We start from the raw sequence: 17,095 nt of genomic DNA, 5'->3' as shown, positions 1-17,095 counted from the left end.
TAGGTTTCAATAGTACAGTCTATGAAATGCCTGCGCAACCCTTAGTCAGAATGTAAATTTTTTTTTAAAAAATAGGATAAGTCAAATTAATGGGAGACAGAGCACTGCAAAGGCAATATAATCCTTCATCTCTACACGGAGGATTTTCAATGCTTTGCTGATGTGCGCTTCCACGGTCTTCTCAGAAATTTCCATTGAAGCCGCAATCTCTTTGAGGGAATAGCCTTTACGGCTCAGGATAAAAACTTCTCGGCATTTCTGCGGAAGTTTGAGCAGGGACTGCTCGTAAAATTCATGAAGATTATTGAATTCCAGATATTCACTGGTGTCATTATCAAGCACTTCTTCTTCATCCAGGAATGTGGTCGTCCTTTTTTTCTGCTCTTGATGGAAATAATTTATGATGTTGTTTTTCAGCATCCCATTCAGGTAAGCCTGGATGTTTTTTTGAATGTCAAACTTGTTCCTGCCGAGCCAGAATTTCACAAAAGTCTCCTGAACCAGATCTTCGGCGATAGATTTGAGGCCCGTCTTCCTTATAGCAATATGAACAAGCAGCCGCGCGTGACGCCTGTATAACTCGCGAAACGCCAGTTCTTCGTCACACTGACAAATCAGCTTCATCAATGTTTCTTCGGAATAAGTGCTGTACACGTGTGTCACCGCTTTTTTCAGGATTATTGAATGTAAAAATATCCAAGCTACATTACCGCAAAAGCACCCGTTGCTACTTATATAATGTTAAAAATGGTAAAATTTAGTTCTATGCAAAAATTTAAAAGATCGCCGATCCGCGCTTTTGCCGGAAAGTGGATGACTTGCTGCTTACTGTCCGTTAGTTACTTGGCAACCGCGCAACAGCAAGCAGCTAACCGCCCAACAATGGTGGCTGGTTTTCCTGTCAATTACTCCGAGGATTCGGTGGGCACCTACACCCTCCCCGACCCGTTGAAAACCAATGACGGACAAAAAGTGACCAGTGCGGAAGTGTGGATGAAAAAACGCCGACCAGAAATTGTAAGGCTGTTTGAAGAATCGCAGTTTGGCAAAATGCCGGGTCGCCCGGCGGATATGCATTTCAATGTTTTTGATAAAGGAACGCCTGCATTCAATGGCAAAGCGACACGCAAACAGGTTACGGTTTATTTTACCAAGGATACGGCAGACCATAAAATGAACCTGGTCATTTACGTTCCTGCCGCCGCTGGCAAACCCGTTCCCTTGCTGATGAACATTTCGTTTATTGCTTATAATCAACTCATTGATGATCCGGGACTAATGGTCGGCAATGTTTGGAATAAGGAAGGCCAGCGTGTAAAAGCGGATAAGCCTACGGCATTTGGAAAAATGAATATAGAGCAATTCATCGATGCAGGTTTCGGGTTCGCTACAGTGTATTATGGTGATATCGAGCCGGATTTTAAAGACGGCATCAAGCATGGGATCCGCAGTCTTTATTTAAAACCGGGACAAACAGAAACCGCTCCCGTCGAGTGGGGCGCTATTGCAGCCTGGGGCTGGGGATTGAGCCGTGCCATGGATTATTTTGAAACCGACAGATCCATTGACAGCAAGCGTGTTGCATTACAAGGCGCTTCGCGCTTAGGAAAAACGGTGCTTTGGGCAGGTGCGCACGATCCACGCTATAAAGTCATTATCGCCAGCATTTCCGGCGAAGGCGGTGCGGCGCTGAGCAGGCGGCATTATGGCGAAACGATCCAGCACATTTCCGACCCGAGCCGTTATTTATATCAATTTGCACCTAAATATCACGATTATGCCGCTAATGTAAGCAGCTTACCCGTTGACGGACACATGCTTGTGTCATTAATAGCACCCAGACCTTTGCTTTTACAAACGGGCAGCACGGACTACTGGTCGGATCCGAAAGGAGAGTTCTTGTCTGCCGTGGCGGCGGCTCCGGTGTATAAGCTATTCAAAGAAAAAGGCCCCGAAACGACGGTTATGCCAGCTGCCGGTGACACTTCGTTGCTTCTGAACGAACTTGGGTATTTCATGCACGACGGTGGCCATAGCGTGCTGCCAGGCGACTGGACGCACATCATTACGTACATGAAAAAATACCTATAAACCGGGTCAATCATTTGGTATTCAATGCTCTCTTTATAAAACCTCCTAAAAAACTGGCGACGAACGTGAGGATCAGCGAACCGTACAGGCTGAAATTTTCAAGTTCCTGCCCTGCGGTGTTTTCGGGCAAATCGGTGAATAAAAAGTAGCCTGTTAAAATCAGGATACATTGTAATAATGCCAGAAACCAACCCTTACGTGGCTCTATAAAACCCAGAACAATCGCAGAAAGCACGGCAGCAATGTAAGGCAAATGAATGCTTTCGGCCCCTTTGATCACGTAAACGACGAGTGCACTGGCAAAGAGCACAATAATGGAGTTAACAATCAGCTTTTTATCAAAAAAGGAAGCGTTCGTATTCATTTGCTATTGTCGGCTATTGCATTAATTCCAGGACATTATACCGCCTGTTTTCGAGAGTTTGATTTGAAACCAAATCAATAATTTGCCTTACGCCATCGGCATAGGACGCATGTCCGAGCACTTTTGTTTCAATGGTGAGTGCATCATTTCCATCCCGAATGACGATTTTATGATAGGCGTGCTTTTCCAGAAAATCGTCAGGAATGCCCATTTCAACTGACTGCGTTTCCTTATCTCTGACAGAAATAATCTGCTCAACAGGATACCCAAGCGAATGAGCAAGGTTATATGCAGTCCCCGGCTCGGTCTGCTTGGCCGATTGGTGCGACTCGGTGATTGAAATTTGGTAATCTTTAAAATGTTTCCCAAACTGCCCCAGCATGACCATGGTTTTGAGCATCAACATGGAAGTGTTCGGACAAATAATGAGTGGAAAATCTGGCGTAAAATGCTCGGTCTCCAGTCCGGTTGAAAGCTCTATAAAGGCGGAACCGGTTCGCTGGCAGAACGTTATACATTCAGCAATCTGTCGCCCCGAACCGCAATGCAGGATCATGCCCCGTTCCGTCAAATGCTGAAATGCGCTTTCCCAGGGAATGAGCTCGCAGCTTTGAAATGTTGCTTTGGCTGAAAGCATTGCATTTGCCAACTTACCCGAACCCACTACAAACACTCTCATTATCTGCGACTATTTTGCTTAAAACTTTACCATTGACGGAACAGTGCAACGCATTATCCCGTCAACGAATATTCAGAAGAAATGGGCAGGAAAGCAAACTCCTTACCCGTCCTTTTCCGTGTTTTTAATCTTCATAAGGAGTGCATAAGCATTTTTCACCACCAGTTTGGTGCTGTCGTCGATGCCGTTCGCCTCTATCTGCTGCTTGCCGTGGTTGACGACGCCAGGCTTAACGTGTATCATTTCGAAATTGCCGCTTCCGTTGTCGGTGAAAACGTAAAATTTGTTTTCCCAACGCACTAGTGCGTCCTCGGGAACAGTGAGCGCTCTCTTGTTGCTGACCGAAACCTCACCATTCATAAACATGCCCGGAACCAGCGCAGCATTGTATTTTTCAAAATGACAATGCACTTCCGCCATCCGGTCCTGGTCGAGGCTTTTTGTGATCAGGATAATTTCGGCCTGGAATTTTTTAGTTGGATCACCGTTTGTAAAAGCGGTCACGCGCTGGCCTACCGATAATGCGCCGAGATCTTTTTCAAACACATTCAGAACCAGATGAATGTCACTGGGATTCACGAGTTCGAAAAGCATGTCCGTAGGCGCGGTGTATTTGCCCACATTGACATTGACTTTGGATACAAAACCATTTATAGGCGAAACTATGGACACACTTTTGGATATCTTATCCGCTTTGAGTTTGGCGGGATCAATGCCGATTACTTCCAGTTTTTGTCCTAATGCACTGGCGAGAATGCGCTGGGTTTCCATTTCGGCCCGGGCCTGTTGAAAAACCCGGTCGCTGCTGGCTTTGCTGGCATTCAGGTCACGCTGGCGGTTGAATTCGGATTCGGCCAGGAGTAACTTTTCCTTGGCTGTGAGATAATCCTGTTGAAGCTGGATAAACTGCATATCCTCCAATTCGGCCAGCACTTCGCCCTTGCGCACGTGCATGCCGGGGAGCATTTTAGTGGATTTCAAATAACCACCCAAAGGAAAACTAAGACTTATGGTGCTTTGGGGCGGCACGTCGATTTTCCCTTGCAGCGACAGCACGCCGCTGATATTTTCAAATGCGGGCATGCCCACCTCTATGCCAACGCTTTTTTGCTGTGCGTCGCTGATGGACACGATTTGTTCCGTCTGAATGGAATCCTGGGCGGCGCTTGCAGGCTGGTCCGATTCCTGTGATTTTTCATCTGTGCAGGAAAGTATCAGCAGCAGGCTCAAACAGATAACGATGTGATTTTTCATTTGAATTTCTTATAAATTGTTCAGTTTCAACCATTCGATGACGGCCAGATTGTAGCTGTTCAACGCATTGATATACTCATTTTTAATCGTGATCGCCTGGTCGGCGACGATGGCCCATTGCAAAAAATCAATGTCGCCTTCCTGAAATTGCTGGTCGGCGGTGGTAATGATGACGTCGGCGTTTTTCAGTCCCTGGCCTTCATAATATTGCAGGCTCTGCCGGTATTTTGTGATTTGCTGACCCGCATTATCCAGGTCATTTTGAAGTTTTAAGCCGATCAGATCGGACTGCTTCCGGTTCCTTTCCCAATCCAGCTTCGCAGCTTCCACGCGTGCATTTTGTGCTTTGAAAAACAATGGAATGCCGATGCCCGCGCTGAAATAGCCAAACCTTTTGCCGGCTCCATAAGTGAGCTCCTGCCCACGAACAACCTGCGGACCGATCAGCGTTTGATTGTTGTATCCGACCGTGAAATCCGGCAACAGTTTCGATTTCTCAGTTTGCCAGCGATATTGCGCCGCATCCTGCTGATGACGAGCCAATTCCATGAGCGGCAGTTCGCGGATTGCCGCTGAGTCGGATGTGATCAGCGGATCATTGATTTTGGTAATGTCCGTTTTCGGCACGTAGGTTTTCGAATCCTGCACAAAGAAATTGAACTGCCTTACAGCGATTTCCAGGTCATTATTAATCAGGTTCAACTGGTTGGTAATCTGCTGGCGGCGCGATTCGGCGGCTGTCTTTTCCAAAACATTGGCAGCTCCTTTTTCAAACCGGAGATTGGATTTTGTTTCGAATAACCGGTAAACGCTGTCCGCGTACATGAGCAGCCGCTTCCGTTCGGTGAGCGAAATGTATTCGTAAAACAATTGACGCACATTGGCCCGGATTTCCTGTTCGGTAAGCTTCGTATTTGCTTTCGAAGCCAGGAAGTTCGCTTCCAAAAATTTCCGCTGATTGGCATAAACGCTTGGAAAGTTGAATGTTTGACTGATCCCGACGCGGTTATCGTTGTTAATGCTGTTCACTTTTCCGTAATCCGCGCTGATATTGGTCTTGGCGATGTCATACGAACTGGATTGCAGGCGTTCACTTGCCTGCTCGCCCAGCCGGTCGCTTTTCACCTGTAAATTTTTTTCCAAGGCGATCTTCATGGCGGTGTCCAGGTCAACAGGCGTTTTTGTGGTTTGGGAGAACCCGGCATGGCCAAAGAAAATAAGCAGCAATGTTAAGGCTGGTTTAAGTCCTTTGATTTTAGGCCTTTTATCAAACAATAAATACAAACCCGGCAGTACAAAAAGCGTTAACAATGTTGCGCTGATGAGTCCGCCGATCACCACCGTTGCCAATGGACGCTGCACTTCCGCTCCTGCACCATTGCTCAATGCCATAGGCAAAAATCCGAGCGAAGCAACCGCTGCTGTCATGAGTACAGGCCGGAGCCGGTTTCGCGTGCCCGTCATCACCACTTGCCACGCATCGTCGATCACACCTTCTTTTCTGATCCTGTTGAACTCGGAAAGCAGCACAATGCCATTCAGCACCGCGACGCCAAACAATGCTATGAAGCCAACACCAGCCGAAATACTGAATGGCATTCCGCGCAAGGCAAGCCCGAAAACGCCTCCAATCGCAGAGAGCGGAATGGCTGTGTAAATCAACAAGCCGTCTTTCACAGAGGAGAAAGCAAAATAGAGCATGATAAATATCAAGAGCAGCGCGATAGGAACGGCGATTACAAGCCTGGCTTTTGCTTGTTGCAAATTCTCAAATGCACCGCCATAAGTAATGCTGTAACCAGCTTCGAACTTCATTTTGGCATCTACTTTCCCTTGCAGTTCCTCCACGATCGACTGCACATCCCTGCCTCTGACATTAAAACCAACAATAATCCGCCTCCGCGTATTTTCGCGCTGGATCTGATTCGGGCCTTCCACTTCCTGGATACTGGCGACCTGATAAAGCGGGATCTGAATGCCACCCGGCGTGGTGATCAGCAGATTTTGAACATCGTTAATGTTTCTCCGGCCTTCGTTACCAACGCGCACGACGAGGTCGAATTTCTTTTCGCCTTCGTAGATCTGGCCTGCGGCGGCTCCTGCGAAAGCGGCATTAATGGTGCGGTTCACATCATCAATGTTCATGCCGTATTTTGCGATCTCATCGCGATTGAATTCGATCACAACCTGCGGCATGCCTGTCACTTTTTCGATGTACCAATCCGCCGTGCCGTCTACGGTTTTGGAAATGCTCCCCAATTGCTCGGCATAGGCTGCGAGCTTGTCGAGGTCTTCACCAAATATTTTGCAAACCACATCCTGTTTCGCGCCGGTCATCAGTTCGTTGAAACGCATTTGCACCGGATATTGAAAGCCGGTTGTGACGCCCGGCATCACTTCCTGCGCCGTGGCGGCCATTTTGCTGGCCAGGTCAGGAAACGTTTTCGCACTCTTCCATTCCGACTTATCCTTTAAAACGATGATCATATCGCCACCTTCAATGGGCATCGGATCGGTCGGGATTTCTGCGCTTCCGATGCGGGACACTATTTTCTCGACTTCGGGATAATCGGCTTTCAGTTTTTCAGAAATGACCTTGAATGCGTCAATGGTTGTGCTGAGATTAGTCCCGACGAGCAACCGGGTTTCCGTTGCAAAATCGCCTTCTTCTAGCTGCGGGATGAATTCCCCGCCCATCTGCATAAATAGAAACACGGCGAAGCCAAACAATGCAAAGGCTGAAATCACGAGCGTTTTCCTGATCCTTAATGCGCCGGATAGCAGCCGGGCGTATCCATTTTCCAAATGCGTCATAATGCGGTCCGAGAAGTTGGGCTTATGAACGATTTTCTTACTGATCAGCAATGCACTGATCATGGGAATGTAGGTCAATGATAAAATGAATGCACCCATCACCGCGAATGCAACGGTCTGTGCCATTGGCTTAAACATCTTGCCTTCAATTCCTGAAAGCGAAAGGATAGGCAGATAAACAATAAGGATAATGATCTGGCCAAAAACTGCTGCATTCATCATCCGTGAGGCTGAACCGGTCACTTCTTCATCCATTTCGGCCTGGGAAACCCGTTCAATGCTGAGGTATTTTTTGGAAAAATGCATGTGATGCAAAATAGCCTCCACAATGATCACTGCCCCATCCACAATCAGCCCAAAGTCCAGCGCGCCCAGGCTCATCAGGTTGCCGCTCACGCCGAAAAGGTTCATCATGGTAATGGCAAAAAGCATGGATAACGGGATCACCGACGCCACAATCAGTCCGGCGCGCAGGTTACCCAGAAAGAGGACCAGTATCAAAACCACGATTAATGCACCTTCCAAAAGATTGTGTTCAACCGTCCCGATGGCATTGTTAACCATTTTGGTACGATCCAGAAAAGGCTCGATCTCCATTCCTTCGGGCAATGTTTTCTGGATTTCGGCCACGCGCAGCTTCACGTTTTTGATTACTTCGGAAGAATTCCCGCCTTTCAGCATCATTACAATTCCGCCTGAAAGCTCGCCCTTGCCCGCCATCGTGAGCGCACCGTAACGGATGGCCGAACCCAGCCGCACTTCCGCCACATGACTGATCAGCACCGGCGTTCCGTTGCCTGTATTTTTCACAACAATCTTGCGAATGTCGTCCATTGACCCCGCCAGTCCGACGCTCCGTATATACATCACAGTGGGACCCTTCTCTATATACGCACCGCCTGTATTTTGGTTATTTCGGCTCAATGCAGTGAAGACATCGCTGATCGAGAGGTTGAGTGCTTTTAGGTTTGCCGGGATCACGGCCACTTCATATTGTTTGAGGTCGCCTCCAAAAGTGGAAACGTCTGCAACGCCCGGCGTGCCCAGCAGCTGCCTGCGCACTATCCAGTCCTGCGTCGTGCGCAAGTCCGCGAGCGAATATTTTTTCTCAAACCCATCTTTTGGTTTGAGCACGTATTGGTAGATTTCCCCCAGCCCGGTCGTGGCCGGCGCAAGCTGCGGGGTGTTGGCATCTTCGGTTATTTCAACCTGTGACAGTCTTTCAGTAACCTGCTGGCGGGTCCAGTACACATCGGATTCATCATCAAAAACAATGCTGATGAGCGAAAGCCCGAACCGGGACATGCTGCGACTTTCTTTCAGGCCGGGAATGTTGCTAATAGCCTGTTCGATAGGAAAAGTGATCAGGCGCTCCACATCTTCGGCGCCTAATGACGGCGCGGTGGTGATTACCTGGACCTGATTATTGGTAATATCGGGGACGGCATCTATGGGCAATCGGGTCACTTCATACGCGCCGTAGATCACCCACAGCAGCATGAATATCCCAATTACCAGTTTGTTCTTCACAGAGAACCGGATAATTCTATTCAGCATATTGAATCAAAATAAATATATAGCAAATGAGGCCATAAGCGCCCTGACGGAGCACAAATGGTGTTCAGGATCTGCTCCTGCACATTGATATATATTTAAACTCGAGGCGGGCGGAATAGAGAGCCGAGCGTCGTGCTATACGCGACCTGAGGCTTGTCGGGGCCGTAATCGGCCTTGATGATAGGTTGGGAGTTATGTACGAATGTGAATCTTTCCTGATGGGCTACGAAGAAGAAGTTGACGTGGTGCATTTCGATTTTTTTGAAAGGCAGCTGCATGTCTTTTTCGTCATCATTATCGTCCAGATCTTCACCCCAATAATGCATGGAAAGGAAATCGACGAAACTCACATTCTGATCCAGAGATTTGTGTTCCAAGAAATGCTTAATCAGCGACGGCGCTTTCATAACCTGATACAATGAAGTTGTATCAAGAATGACAATCGTCAGGAGCATATTTCGGATAAACCTTTTCACGGCTTAAAAATAGGCCCCATTGGCTGTAATCACAAGGAAAAAAGTATTTTCCTCACTCAATGCCCCGCACGTCCTATGCCAAACTGATCGCCGGCGCGCAATACTTTGTTGCCTTTCAGCTGCACTTCCAGCATTTTCTCACTTGCTACACTGTTATTAAATTCGTCTCTTAAAGTCAGCAAAATCTTACGCGTTTTAACATCAATAACCTCTCCGCTTGACGGATAAGCATATTTTCCATCGATACTGAATGTAACCCAACCGGGCATATCCTGCACAGGAATGGTTGAGAGCTGCTGGTAAGGAGCGGTTGCGTTGAAGAGGTGCAGGCGCATATTATGGCCGTCGCAAAGCCACAATTCTTTTTCGTCCGGCGTGAGCCCGATGCCGTGGCTAGGGTTTCCATGTCGCCTTACCGGACCTTTTTCCCAGCCTTCTACAACGATATGCGCGATTTTGGCTCCGCTTTTCAAATCGCCAACCTCGAAGCCGAGCAAGCTGTCGACAGTCACATAGGCGAGCGTTTCTTTCGCATTGATTGTAAATGGTCGCACATTACTTTCAAATTCACCTACCTTTTTAACCAGCGTGTGCGTTTTGGGATCCGCAACATGCAGCCAATGGCTGCCTATATCGCCCATATAAACGGAATTTCCGGAGGGACCATAAATGGTGTTGTGAGCTCTTTTGTGTACATCAATTTTCTTGATAAGATCACCCGTTTTGCAATCGACAACATTCCAGAAACCCTTTTCCAGCGACGGAAGATACATGGTCATACCGTCCGGGGAAATGGACATGCGGTCGCAGCCACCGTCAAATGATTTTTCCCAAACTATCTTTTCACTCGTAAGATCAATGCGCTGTAACGATTCCAGCGTGCTCACGTAAATGCTGTTGAGCGGAACGCTTACGGCAATGCCTTTCACATTGGAAGGTTTGCCGTTGGGATGCAAACCTTTGGTTGCGATCCGCTTTACAAAACGATGATTGTCATTCATGTCAAAAACGAGCAGACCGTGACCTCCATAACCCAGGTAATCGCGGATTCCGGGTGTTGCTACATACAAATAATGCTTTTCGTCCGACGTTGTCGATGGCTTTTGGGCCGTCGCGCTGGTTGGCGTAACTGCAATAGATATACATTGCAAAAGAACCGCAAAACAGAAGGCATGTATTTTCATAGTCCCGGAAATTTTTGATAAAAGGAAGTTAACCATCCATTTTATACTAAAAACCAGAACTATTGGAATGCTACCCTTTTTTTAAGGAATGATCTTTCCAACAACGGTTACAATGCTTTTTGCTTCGACCGGGATTGTCTGTCCGGTTGGATTTGACATTGATTCAAGATCTGCGTTGGCCGAAGTCTTGTAGATTTTCATGTTAGAAAGCCTTGCACCTGGCAAATTCAGCGCCACATCAGCCGCTTTTTGCTGATCGTTAATGATGACCGTTACAAGTTGGTTATCTATGTTTTTATAGGATGAAATCAATAAACCGTCGCTGGCTGGCGATGCCGATACTTCGGTCCTTATGGCTCCCGGGCGTATGAAGCGGCTGTAATTGCCCATTGCCCAAAGCATTTTTGATGATTGGTAATTGCCGTCGGTTTTATTTTTATCAATATAAATCAGGCCGTCTTTGTAGTTATAAGGCGATATCGCAATCCACCAGTGCCACGCCGAAGCATTGGCATTAACCAGATCATTATGGATCACTTTGGCAATGTAAATTCCCGCATCGATCCCCAGATCGCGGCCTGAACCTTTGATCTCACCCTCGTTATCACCCAAAATGCAGTATTCCGACATCCAGTATTTAAGGCCAGGCGTTGTTTGCAAGGCTTTGGCAATCTCTTGTCTTTTCTGCGCAGCCTTGCCGTAAGGTGAAGTGGTGAAATAGCTGTGCCCGGAAATGGCCTGGGTCAGATTGGGCAGGTTACCAATGTATTCTGGTGAGGTTTTGTCAAAAAAAGCTTTAATCTGGTTGCCTCTGCCCTGTTTGTTAAATTCTGAGTAGAGATAGTCGATCTGCCCGGCTTCGGCTATGTCTATTTTCGTTGGCAACTTGGCTTTGATCAATGATGCGCTCAGCGACTTTGCGATGCCTGCGATTTCGTTGTTATAAAACGGTGTGCCTTCCTGGCCGCCATCGCTCCAGTCCCACTGCGGCTCATTAACCGGGCTAATGTGATTGAAAGTAATGCCTGTCTTTTCACGGACACCGCTGACAACACTGGCCATGAAATCACCGTATTTATCGAAATTCTCAGCCGTTAAATTTGGCTTTCCTGCATTGGCATAACCCTTTCTATTCACCGTAAACTGCACCGGAGGGCTGTTTGGAAAAGCCAGGAACTCATTGACGCCGCGCTCTTTTGCAGCTTTCAGAAACCAGATCTGCCCGGCTTGCTTGTTCCAGTTGTAAGTGCCATCATCATTCAAAAATGATTCTGCACGCCGCCATTCATCCTTAATTCCGCTCGCGTCACCCTGCTCAGCCGTTCCCGCGCCAATATTGAACCGCCACAGGGACAAGCCAATGCCTTTCGGCCTACCATTATCCAGCGTATCGCTGCTAAACAACAGATCCGCAATCCCATTTCTCTTGGCATCCGGCCAATTCCCAACAAACTGGCACGACCAGGCATCCGAAGCTCCGAAATGGTCGATGGTTTGGAAGGTTTTAGCAGGGTTAACGGTGATGCTGACAGGTTCCGCTTTGCCGCCAGGTCCATTGGCCGTGCCCGGCGTTGCTGACGAGCAGGATGTGAGGGTTAATGCCAGGAGAAGGGTTGGTAGGAGTTGTTTTGCTGGGTTCAAGGTTGTTTTTGTTTGGGTTTTAAATGGCTTTGGGGAAGCCCTTGGACGTCGCCGCTAGCAAAATGCCAATGGCGCTCGAAGGGCTTCCACGACGTAGCGGCTAGCGCTACACGTCAATATCCCGGATTCTGTTCCAGCTTATTATTCGAAGCCTGGATCTCGGCCCTGGGAATTGGCAGCCAGTATTGCTTTTCTGTGAATGCTTTTCCGGTTAACGCTTCTTTTACCTTGTAAGTAAATGCAGTCCCGCTTTTACCGATCTCGATGCCGTTGGCGGGTGCATTTTCGGTTTCGTTGGCGATTTTCCATCTGCGGACGTCGTAGAAGCGGTGCTCTTCGAAGGCTAGCTCGATGCGGCGTTCGTTTCGGATTTTTGTGCGCATTTGGGCTTGTGTTAACCCTGCTTTCAAGACCGGCATCATTACGCCCGGACGTTGCCTTACCGCGTTGATCGCTGCGTAAACGGAGGCGTCTGGTCCTACTGCTTCGTTTTGAGCCTCGGCATAGTTCAATAAGATTTCGGCATAGCGGAAATAGATCCAGGTTTGTGTTCCTGCGATATCCCATGGATTATCAATAGGCAGGGCATCATTCATGAATTTCTTGAGATAATAACCTGTCTTGGAGGTGTTCCAGTTGGACGGACCGTCTTTGCTGTCCTTGCCGCCCGGCGTGAAAGTCTGGATTGTGCTTCCGCGGTAAGTTGCGCCGTTGTAAAGAATTGTTTCGTAAAAACGGGGGTCGCGGCCTTTGTACGGATCCTGCGGATTATAGCTGGTCCCGGTTTCTGTGATCTTGGTCCCGTCCATCATTTCATAATCATTCACCAGGTTTTGCACCGGCACATTACCGCCCCATGCGTTGTAGCTGTTAGGGCCGTTGGCGATTTCGAGACACACGTGGCGAGCTCCTTGTGCATAAAGACGGCCGAAAATGATCTCAGAATGATCGGTCACTGTAAATATTTTACCATAACCGCCTGTATATAAGCTATATTTATTCAAATCCATCACTGCTTTGGAAGCCGCAGCGGCTTGTGCCCAGGTAGCAGCATTGTACAACGGGCTCGCACCGTAAAGCAACAATCTCGCTTTCAGAGCCATAGCAGCACCCTTTGTCGCGCGTCCCAGTTTCCAGGAACCGTTATCATTGTCTCTGGGCAGCAGCGCACTCGCCTCGTCCAGTTGTGCTACCACGTATTCAATTCCAGACTTTATTTCGGAGCGGTTGAAAAGATCCTGGCTTGTAAGATCATCGCCCAGCTCATACACTTTATCACCCAGCAAAACCACTTTTCCATAATTACGGATCAGGTCGTGATAGCGGAAGGCACGCAGGAATTGCAGTTCTCCTTTCAATCTATCCTTTTTACCCTGACTCATCGGAACCTTGTCCACGTTGGCCAGCGCGTAGTTGATCTCGCGGATGCTTCTGTAACTTCTGCCCCAGAGCGTCCCTGCGATGCCTGTGTTTTCAGGTGCAAGCTGTCCCCGCTGGATCACCCAGGTGTTGTCATCATTGTTATAAATGGATTCGTCCGTCAGAGACGACCACATGGCATATTCAAAACCGCGTCCAAACCCGGGCAATGTGCCTTCCGCTTCTTTGTCGGTAAGGCGCGTGCCCATGTAACGGTTGATCACATAAGCCTCGAATAGAACGGAGTCGGACAAGATGGAGGCGTCGGAAACACGGTCGGTGGGAACCACATCCAGGAAATTATCCTGGCAAGCCACAACCACGAGCCCGCAAGCCCCGCAAACGGCTGTGATCAGTATATTTTTTATTTGCTTTATCATTTTCGTATTCATTAAAACTTAATGTTCAAACCCAGGTTCAAGATCCTCTGCTGCGGATAAAATTGTCCGCTGGTGCTGTTTCCTTCAGGATCATAGTCTTTTACACCTGTGATCGTGAAGAGGTTAAAAGCACTGGCGTAAATTCTGAGGGATGCGATTTTAATCCTGGACAATGCGTCTTTTGGCAATGTATATCCCACTTCAATGTTTTTCAAACGCACAAATGATGCATTATCCAGCCAGAAAGTGTTGGCATAAAGCCCGCCATTGATCGAAGACGAGGCACGCGTATCAACCCGCGGATAAGAACCTTCCGGGTTGCTCGGGCTCCAACGGTTGTCGGCCCAGCTGCTGTAAAAGTTTCCAACCTGCCCCGATTCTGGAAGCACATATTGGCTTACCATGCCTTGTCCTGAAAAAACAACCGATGCGTCAAAAGCCTTATAACCCCCATTCAAAACCAAACCATAAGTCAGCAAAGGCACATTTCCGTAAGGCGTCCTGGTCTGATCGTCGGCTGTGATCTCACCATCGCCGTTGTAATCTTCCAGGATCAGGTCACCCAACTGTGCGCCTTTCAGGTGCGGATAGGCGTCCAGATCTGCCTGGGTGCGGAAAATGCCGATTGAGTTGTAAAGCAAATTGGTGTAAAGCGGACCGCCTGTCTGACGTTGGTAATCCAATGTTCCCGGCGCTTCGTCCATAAACACAACCTTACTTTTGGCATAGGTCATATTTCCTGAAATGTTGTAGCGGAATGTTCCGGAATGGTTATAGCCCAATGTGGCCTCAAAACCCGCACTATTTACCTTTCCAATGTTCTGGTCTGGCACCAAAGGCGTGTTATCGTTGGTCTTGAATGGGTTAACTATTCCCGAAGTGTTTGGAATGGAAGCGTTTCTCGCCGCAAGGATGTCCGATCTTTTTTGCTGGAAATAAATGACTTCCAGACTGAATTTTTTCAGGAAAACAGCATTCAGACCAATGTCCATTTTCTTCGCCACTTCCCATGTAATGTTCGGGTTAGCTAATTTGGTCAGGTCAATTCCGGGCGTGATCACATTGGAGCCAAGCACGTACTGGTTTACGAACGAGTAATTGTTATAATATTGAAATTGACCCACATTATCATTACCAAGTGAACCGTAAGAAGCGCGAATTTTCAGGTCATTGATAAAATTGACACTATTTTTAAACCAATCTTCTTCCGAAATACGGTAACCTGCTGATATCGAAGGGAAAAAACCATATTGCTTGCCTTTCGGAAACACGGACGAGCCGTCGATACGCGCCTGCACTTCGGCCAGATATTTCTCGCTGAAATTGTACGCTATGCGGCCGATGACACTTTTTCTGGTAAAGTTATAGCTGCTTCCTGAGTTGTTTTTGTCCGTAGCCGCCGCTCCGCCCTGAGAAAGCTCGGGTGTGGAAACAGTCGGATAATTAATGCGGGATGCATCAAACTTAACCTCATTCCGCTTGTTTTGCTCATAAGCGACAAATGCATTCACATTATGCTTGCCCAGTTGTCTCAAAAAGCTTACCCTGATGTTCTGGGTAACATTGGTAATGTTGAGCTGCGACTGGGTAAGCGACGCCAAACCAGCAGAACCGCCCGTCACGACGGAGTTATAAGCTCCCGAATCGCCGTTGTAGTTGTACAGGGTGTAAGGCGTGCTGAAACTTTTAGAAAAATTGAAAGATTTATCCACCGAGAAAAACCCGTCAGCCGACAATCCTTCTACAAATGGCAAGTTGTAGCTCGCGCGAACGATCCCGTTGAATACAGAAGTCGGGTTGTTGACTGTTCCGCCCATATCGGTTCCAAGCACAACCGGATTGCTGTTTTCTACGCCTGTGGAGTAATATCCGTTCGGGTAGCGTGCAATAACCGTCGGGTAGGCGCGGTAAATAGAGCGGAAAGTGTTTCCGGCGGAAGAGATAGGAAACTGCCTGTTTTCCTGACGACCTGATAATGAAAGGCTTACTTTGAAATCCTGCGTTACATTGGCGTCTATATTAGACCTGAAATTGTATTGCTTGTATTTCGTAGCGCCGTTTTTGTATAAACCATCCTGGTAAATCGTCCCCAGCGAAACATAGTATTTCACATTTTCAGTGCCTCCGTTAATGCCCAGATTATGCTGATTTTGCAGTGCAAAGCTTTTCAGCGTTTCTTTCTGCCAGTTCGTATTCGGGTAATTCAACGGGTCGGAACCGTTCCTGAATTTCTCAACTTCCTCGGCTGTATAAAACTGGTTCATGCCGCCGGCTGGGTTGTTATAGTAATCGATTTCGTTCAGAATGTTCGCATAGGTCGCCGCATCCGCCAGGCCGGGAAGCCGTGTTGGTGACGAAAAACCCTGATTGAAACTGTAAGAAATGACCGGTTTTCCGGTAGTTCCTCTTTTGGTCGTGACCAGGATGACGCCATTCGCAGCCCTGCTTCCGTAAACAGCTGCCGAAGCATCTTTCAGGATCGAAATGCTTTCAATATCGTTTGGATCCAGACGTTCCAAACCGCCAACCTGGCCCGGAATCCCGTCCACGACGATCAGTACATCATTATTTCCCGTGGATGCAAAACCGCGGATCGTGTAGCTTGAACCGTCATAACCCGGCTCCCCGCCCCTGTTATTGGCAACAAAACCCGAAAAACGGCCTGCTAGTGAGTTGGAAAGGTTTGGCTGAGGGCTCTTCACAATGTCAGCGCCTTTCACTTCCGAAACAGAACCGGTTAATGTTGCCTTTTTCTGCGTTCCATAACCAACTACCACGATCTCCTGTAATGTCTTGTCATTGGTCAGCAATTTAACGTCGATTTCGCCGCGATTTGTTACAGCAATTTCCTGATTGATATAGCCAATGTAAGTAAATACAAGTGTGCCGTTCGGGTCCGAAATGCTGAGCGAATATTTACCGTCAGCGTCGGTTGTGGTTCCTGTGGATGTCCCTTTCAAGATTACGCTTGCACCCGGAAGCGACTCTCCGGTGTCAGAAGTCACCGTTCCTTTTACCACAAATGCGGTTTGCGCTGTCGCATAAAACGACATCATTGCCAGGAAAAAAGTAAGCAGGATATTCCGCCGCATCCTGGCCTGGATTTCACTAAATGCCCCAGGCAAAGCCCACCTTCTTCGAAAAGATTTCTTCATAAATCAATGGTTAAATAATTAAGGTAATTGGTTGTCAGTACAAAAAGCTGGTCGTCAGATTTATGAATTGACCAATCAAAA

General features: G+C 47.8%; 11 protein-coding genes. 1 reads left to right on the top strand and 10 read right to left on the bottom strand.

Going from position 1 to position 17,095, the window contains the following annotated elements; all coding sequences use genetic code 11:
* Positions 1-81: 81 nt before the first annotated feature.
* Positions 82-654 carry an RNA polymerase sigma-70 factor gene (locus tag B5X68_RS18670; protein WP_082216287.1) on the bottom strand — a complete coding sequence of 191 codons (573 nt, stop codon included), beginning with the start codon at positions 652-654 and terminating at the stop codon, positions 82-84.
* Positions 655-765: 111 nt separating this feature from the next.
* Between B5X68_RS18670 and B5X68_RS18665 the strand changes: the two genes are divergently transcribed.
* Complete coding sequence (locus tag B5X68_RS18665) at positions 766-2,091, top strand: glucuronyl esterase domain-containing protein (RefSeq protein WP_229208481.1); 1,326 nt, start codon at positions 766-768, stop codon at positions 2,089-2,091.
* Positions 2,092-2,101: 10 nt separating this feature from the next.
* Here B5X68_RS18665 and B5X68_RS18660 read toward each other — a convergent pair whose 3' ends face one another.
* The 9 genes from B5X68_RS18660 to B5X68_RS18620 form a co-directional block, all read right to left on the bottom strand.
* Positions 2,102-2,455: a hypothetical protein gene (locus B5X68_RS18660; protein WP_082216286.1), complete on the bottom strand. Its 354-nt coding sequence runs from the start codon at positions 2,453-2,455 to the stop codon at positions 2,102-2,104.
* Positions 2,456-2,468: 13 nt separating this feature from the next.
* The gene (locus B5X68_RS18655) at positions 2,469-3,134 is read right to left on the bottom strand and encodes a dihydrodipicolinate reductase C-terminal domain-containing protein (RefSeq protein ID WP_082216285.1); all 666 of its coding nucleotides are present in this window, start codon (positions 3,132-3,134) and stop codon (positions 2,469-2,471) included.
* Between the two features lie 102 nt (positions 3,135-3,236).
* Positions 3,237-4,388 (bottom strand): efflux RND transporter periplasmic adaptor subunit, encoded by a 1,152-nt coding sequence (locus B5X68_RS18650; protein WP_082216284.1) that lies wholly within the window; start codon positions 4,386-4,388, stop codon positions 3,237-3,239.
* 9 nt (positions 4,389-4,397) lie between these two features.
* On the bottom strand, positions 4,398-8,759 hold the full coding sequence (locus B5X68_RS18645; RefSeq protein WP_082216283.1) for a CusA/CzcA family heavy metal efflux RND transporter: 4,362 nt from the start codon (positions 8,757-8,759) through the stop codon (positions 4,398-4,400).
* Between the two features lie 95 nt (positions 8,760-8,854).
* Positions 8,855-9,235 (bottom strand): hypothetical protein, encoded by a 381-nt coding sequence (locus B5X68_RS18640; protein WP_082216282.1) that lies wholly within the window; start codon positions 9,233-9,235, stop codon positions 8,855-8,857.
* A 56-nt stretch (positions 9,236-9,291) separates the two neighbouring features.
* Positions 9,292-10,419, bottom strand: coding sequence for a YncE family protein (locus tag B5X68_RS18635; protein WP_082216281.1), 1,128 nt, complete (start codon positions 10,417-10,419; stop codon positions 9,292-9,294).
* A gap of 81 nt (positions 10,420-10,500) precedes the next feature.
* Positions 10,501-12,060, bottom strand: a complete 1,560-nt coding sequence (locus tag B5X68_RS18630) for a glycoside hydrolase (RefSeq protein WP_082216280.1) — start codon at positions 12,058-12,060, stop codon at positions 10,501-10,503.
* A gap of 113 nt (positions 12,061-12,173) precedes the next feature.
* Positions 12,174-13,859: a RagB/SusD family nutrient uptake outer membrane protein gene (locus B5X68_RS18625; protein WP_082216543.1), complete on the bottom strand. Its 1,686-nt coding sequence runs from the start codon at positions 13,857-13,859 to the stop codon at positions 12,174-12,176.
* Positions 13,860-13,870: 11 nt separating this feature from the next.
* Positions 13,871-17,014: a SusC/RagA family TonB-linked outer membrane protein gene (locus tag B5X68_RS18620; RefSeq protein WP_082216279.1), complete on the bottom strand. Its 3,144-nt coding sequence runs from the start codon at positions 17,012-17,014 to the stop codon at positions 13,871-13,873.
* Positions 17,015-17,095: the final 81 nt, after the last annotated feature.

This window comes from Dyadobacter psychrophilus, from assembly GCF_900167945.1.
In the GTDB taxonomy this organism is placed as follows: domain Bacteria; phylum Bacteroidota; class Bacteroidia; order Cytophagales; family Spirosomataceae; genus Dyadobacter; species Dyadobacter psychrophilus.
This window is presented reverse-complemented; position numbering and strand designations above follow the sequence as displayed.

Bases quoted from the DNA above. Each gene is read 5' to 3' on its own strand.
- B5X68_RS18665 (WP_229208481.1), top strand. From the start codon at position 766: ATGCAAAAATTTAAAAGATCGCCGATCCGCGCTTTTGCCGGAAAGTGG.
- B5X68_RS18660 (WP_082216286.1), bottom strand. From the start codon at position 2,455: ATGAATACGAACGCTTCCTTTTTTGATAAAAAGCTGATTGTTAACTCC.
- B5X68_RS18655 (WP_082216285.1), bottom strand. From the start codon at position 3,134: ATGAGAGTGTTTGTAGTGGGTTCGGGTAAGTTGGCAAATGCAATGCTT.
- B5X68_RS18650 (WP_082216284.1), bottom strand. From the start codon at position 4,388: ATGAAAAATCACATCGTTATCTGTTTGAGCCTGCTGCTGATACTTTCC.
- B5X68_RS18645 (WP_082216283.1), bottom strand. From the start codon at position 8,759: ATGCTGAATAGAATTATCCGGTTCTCTGTGAAGAACAAACTGGTAATT.
- B5X68_RS18635 (WP_082216281.1), bottom strand. From the start codon at position 10,419: ATGAAAATACATGCCTTCTGTTTTGCGGTTCTTTTGCAATGTATATCT.
- B5X68_RS18625 (WP_082216543.1), bottom strand. From the start codon at position 13,859: ATGATAAAGCAAATAAAAAATATACTGATCACAGCCGTTTGCGGGGCT.
- B5X68_RS18620 (WP_082216279.1), bottom strand. From the start codon at position 17,014: ATGAAGAAATCTTTTCGAAGAAGGTGGGCTTTGCCTGGGGCATTTAGT.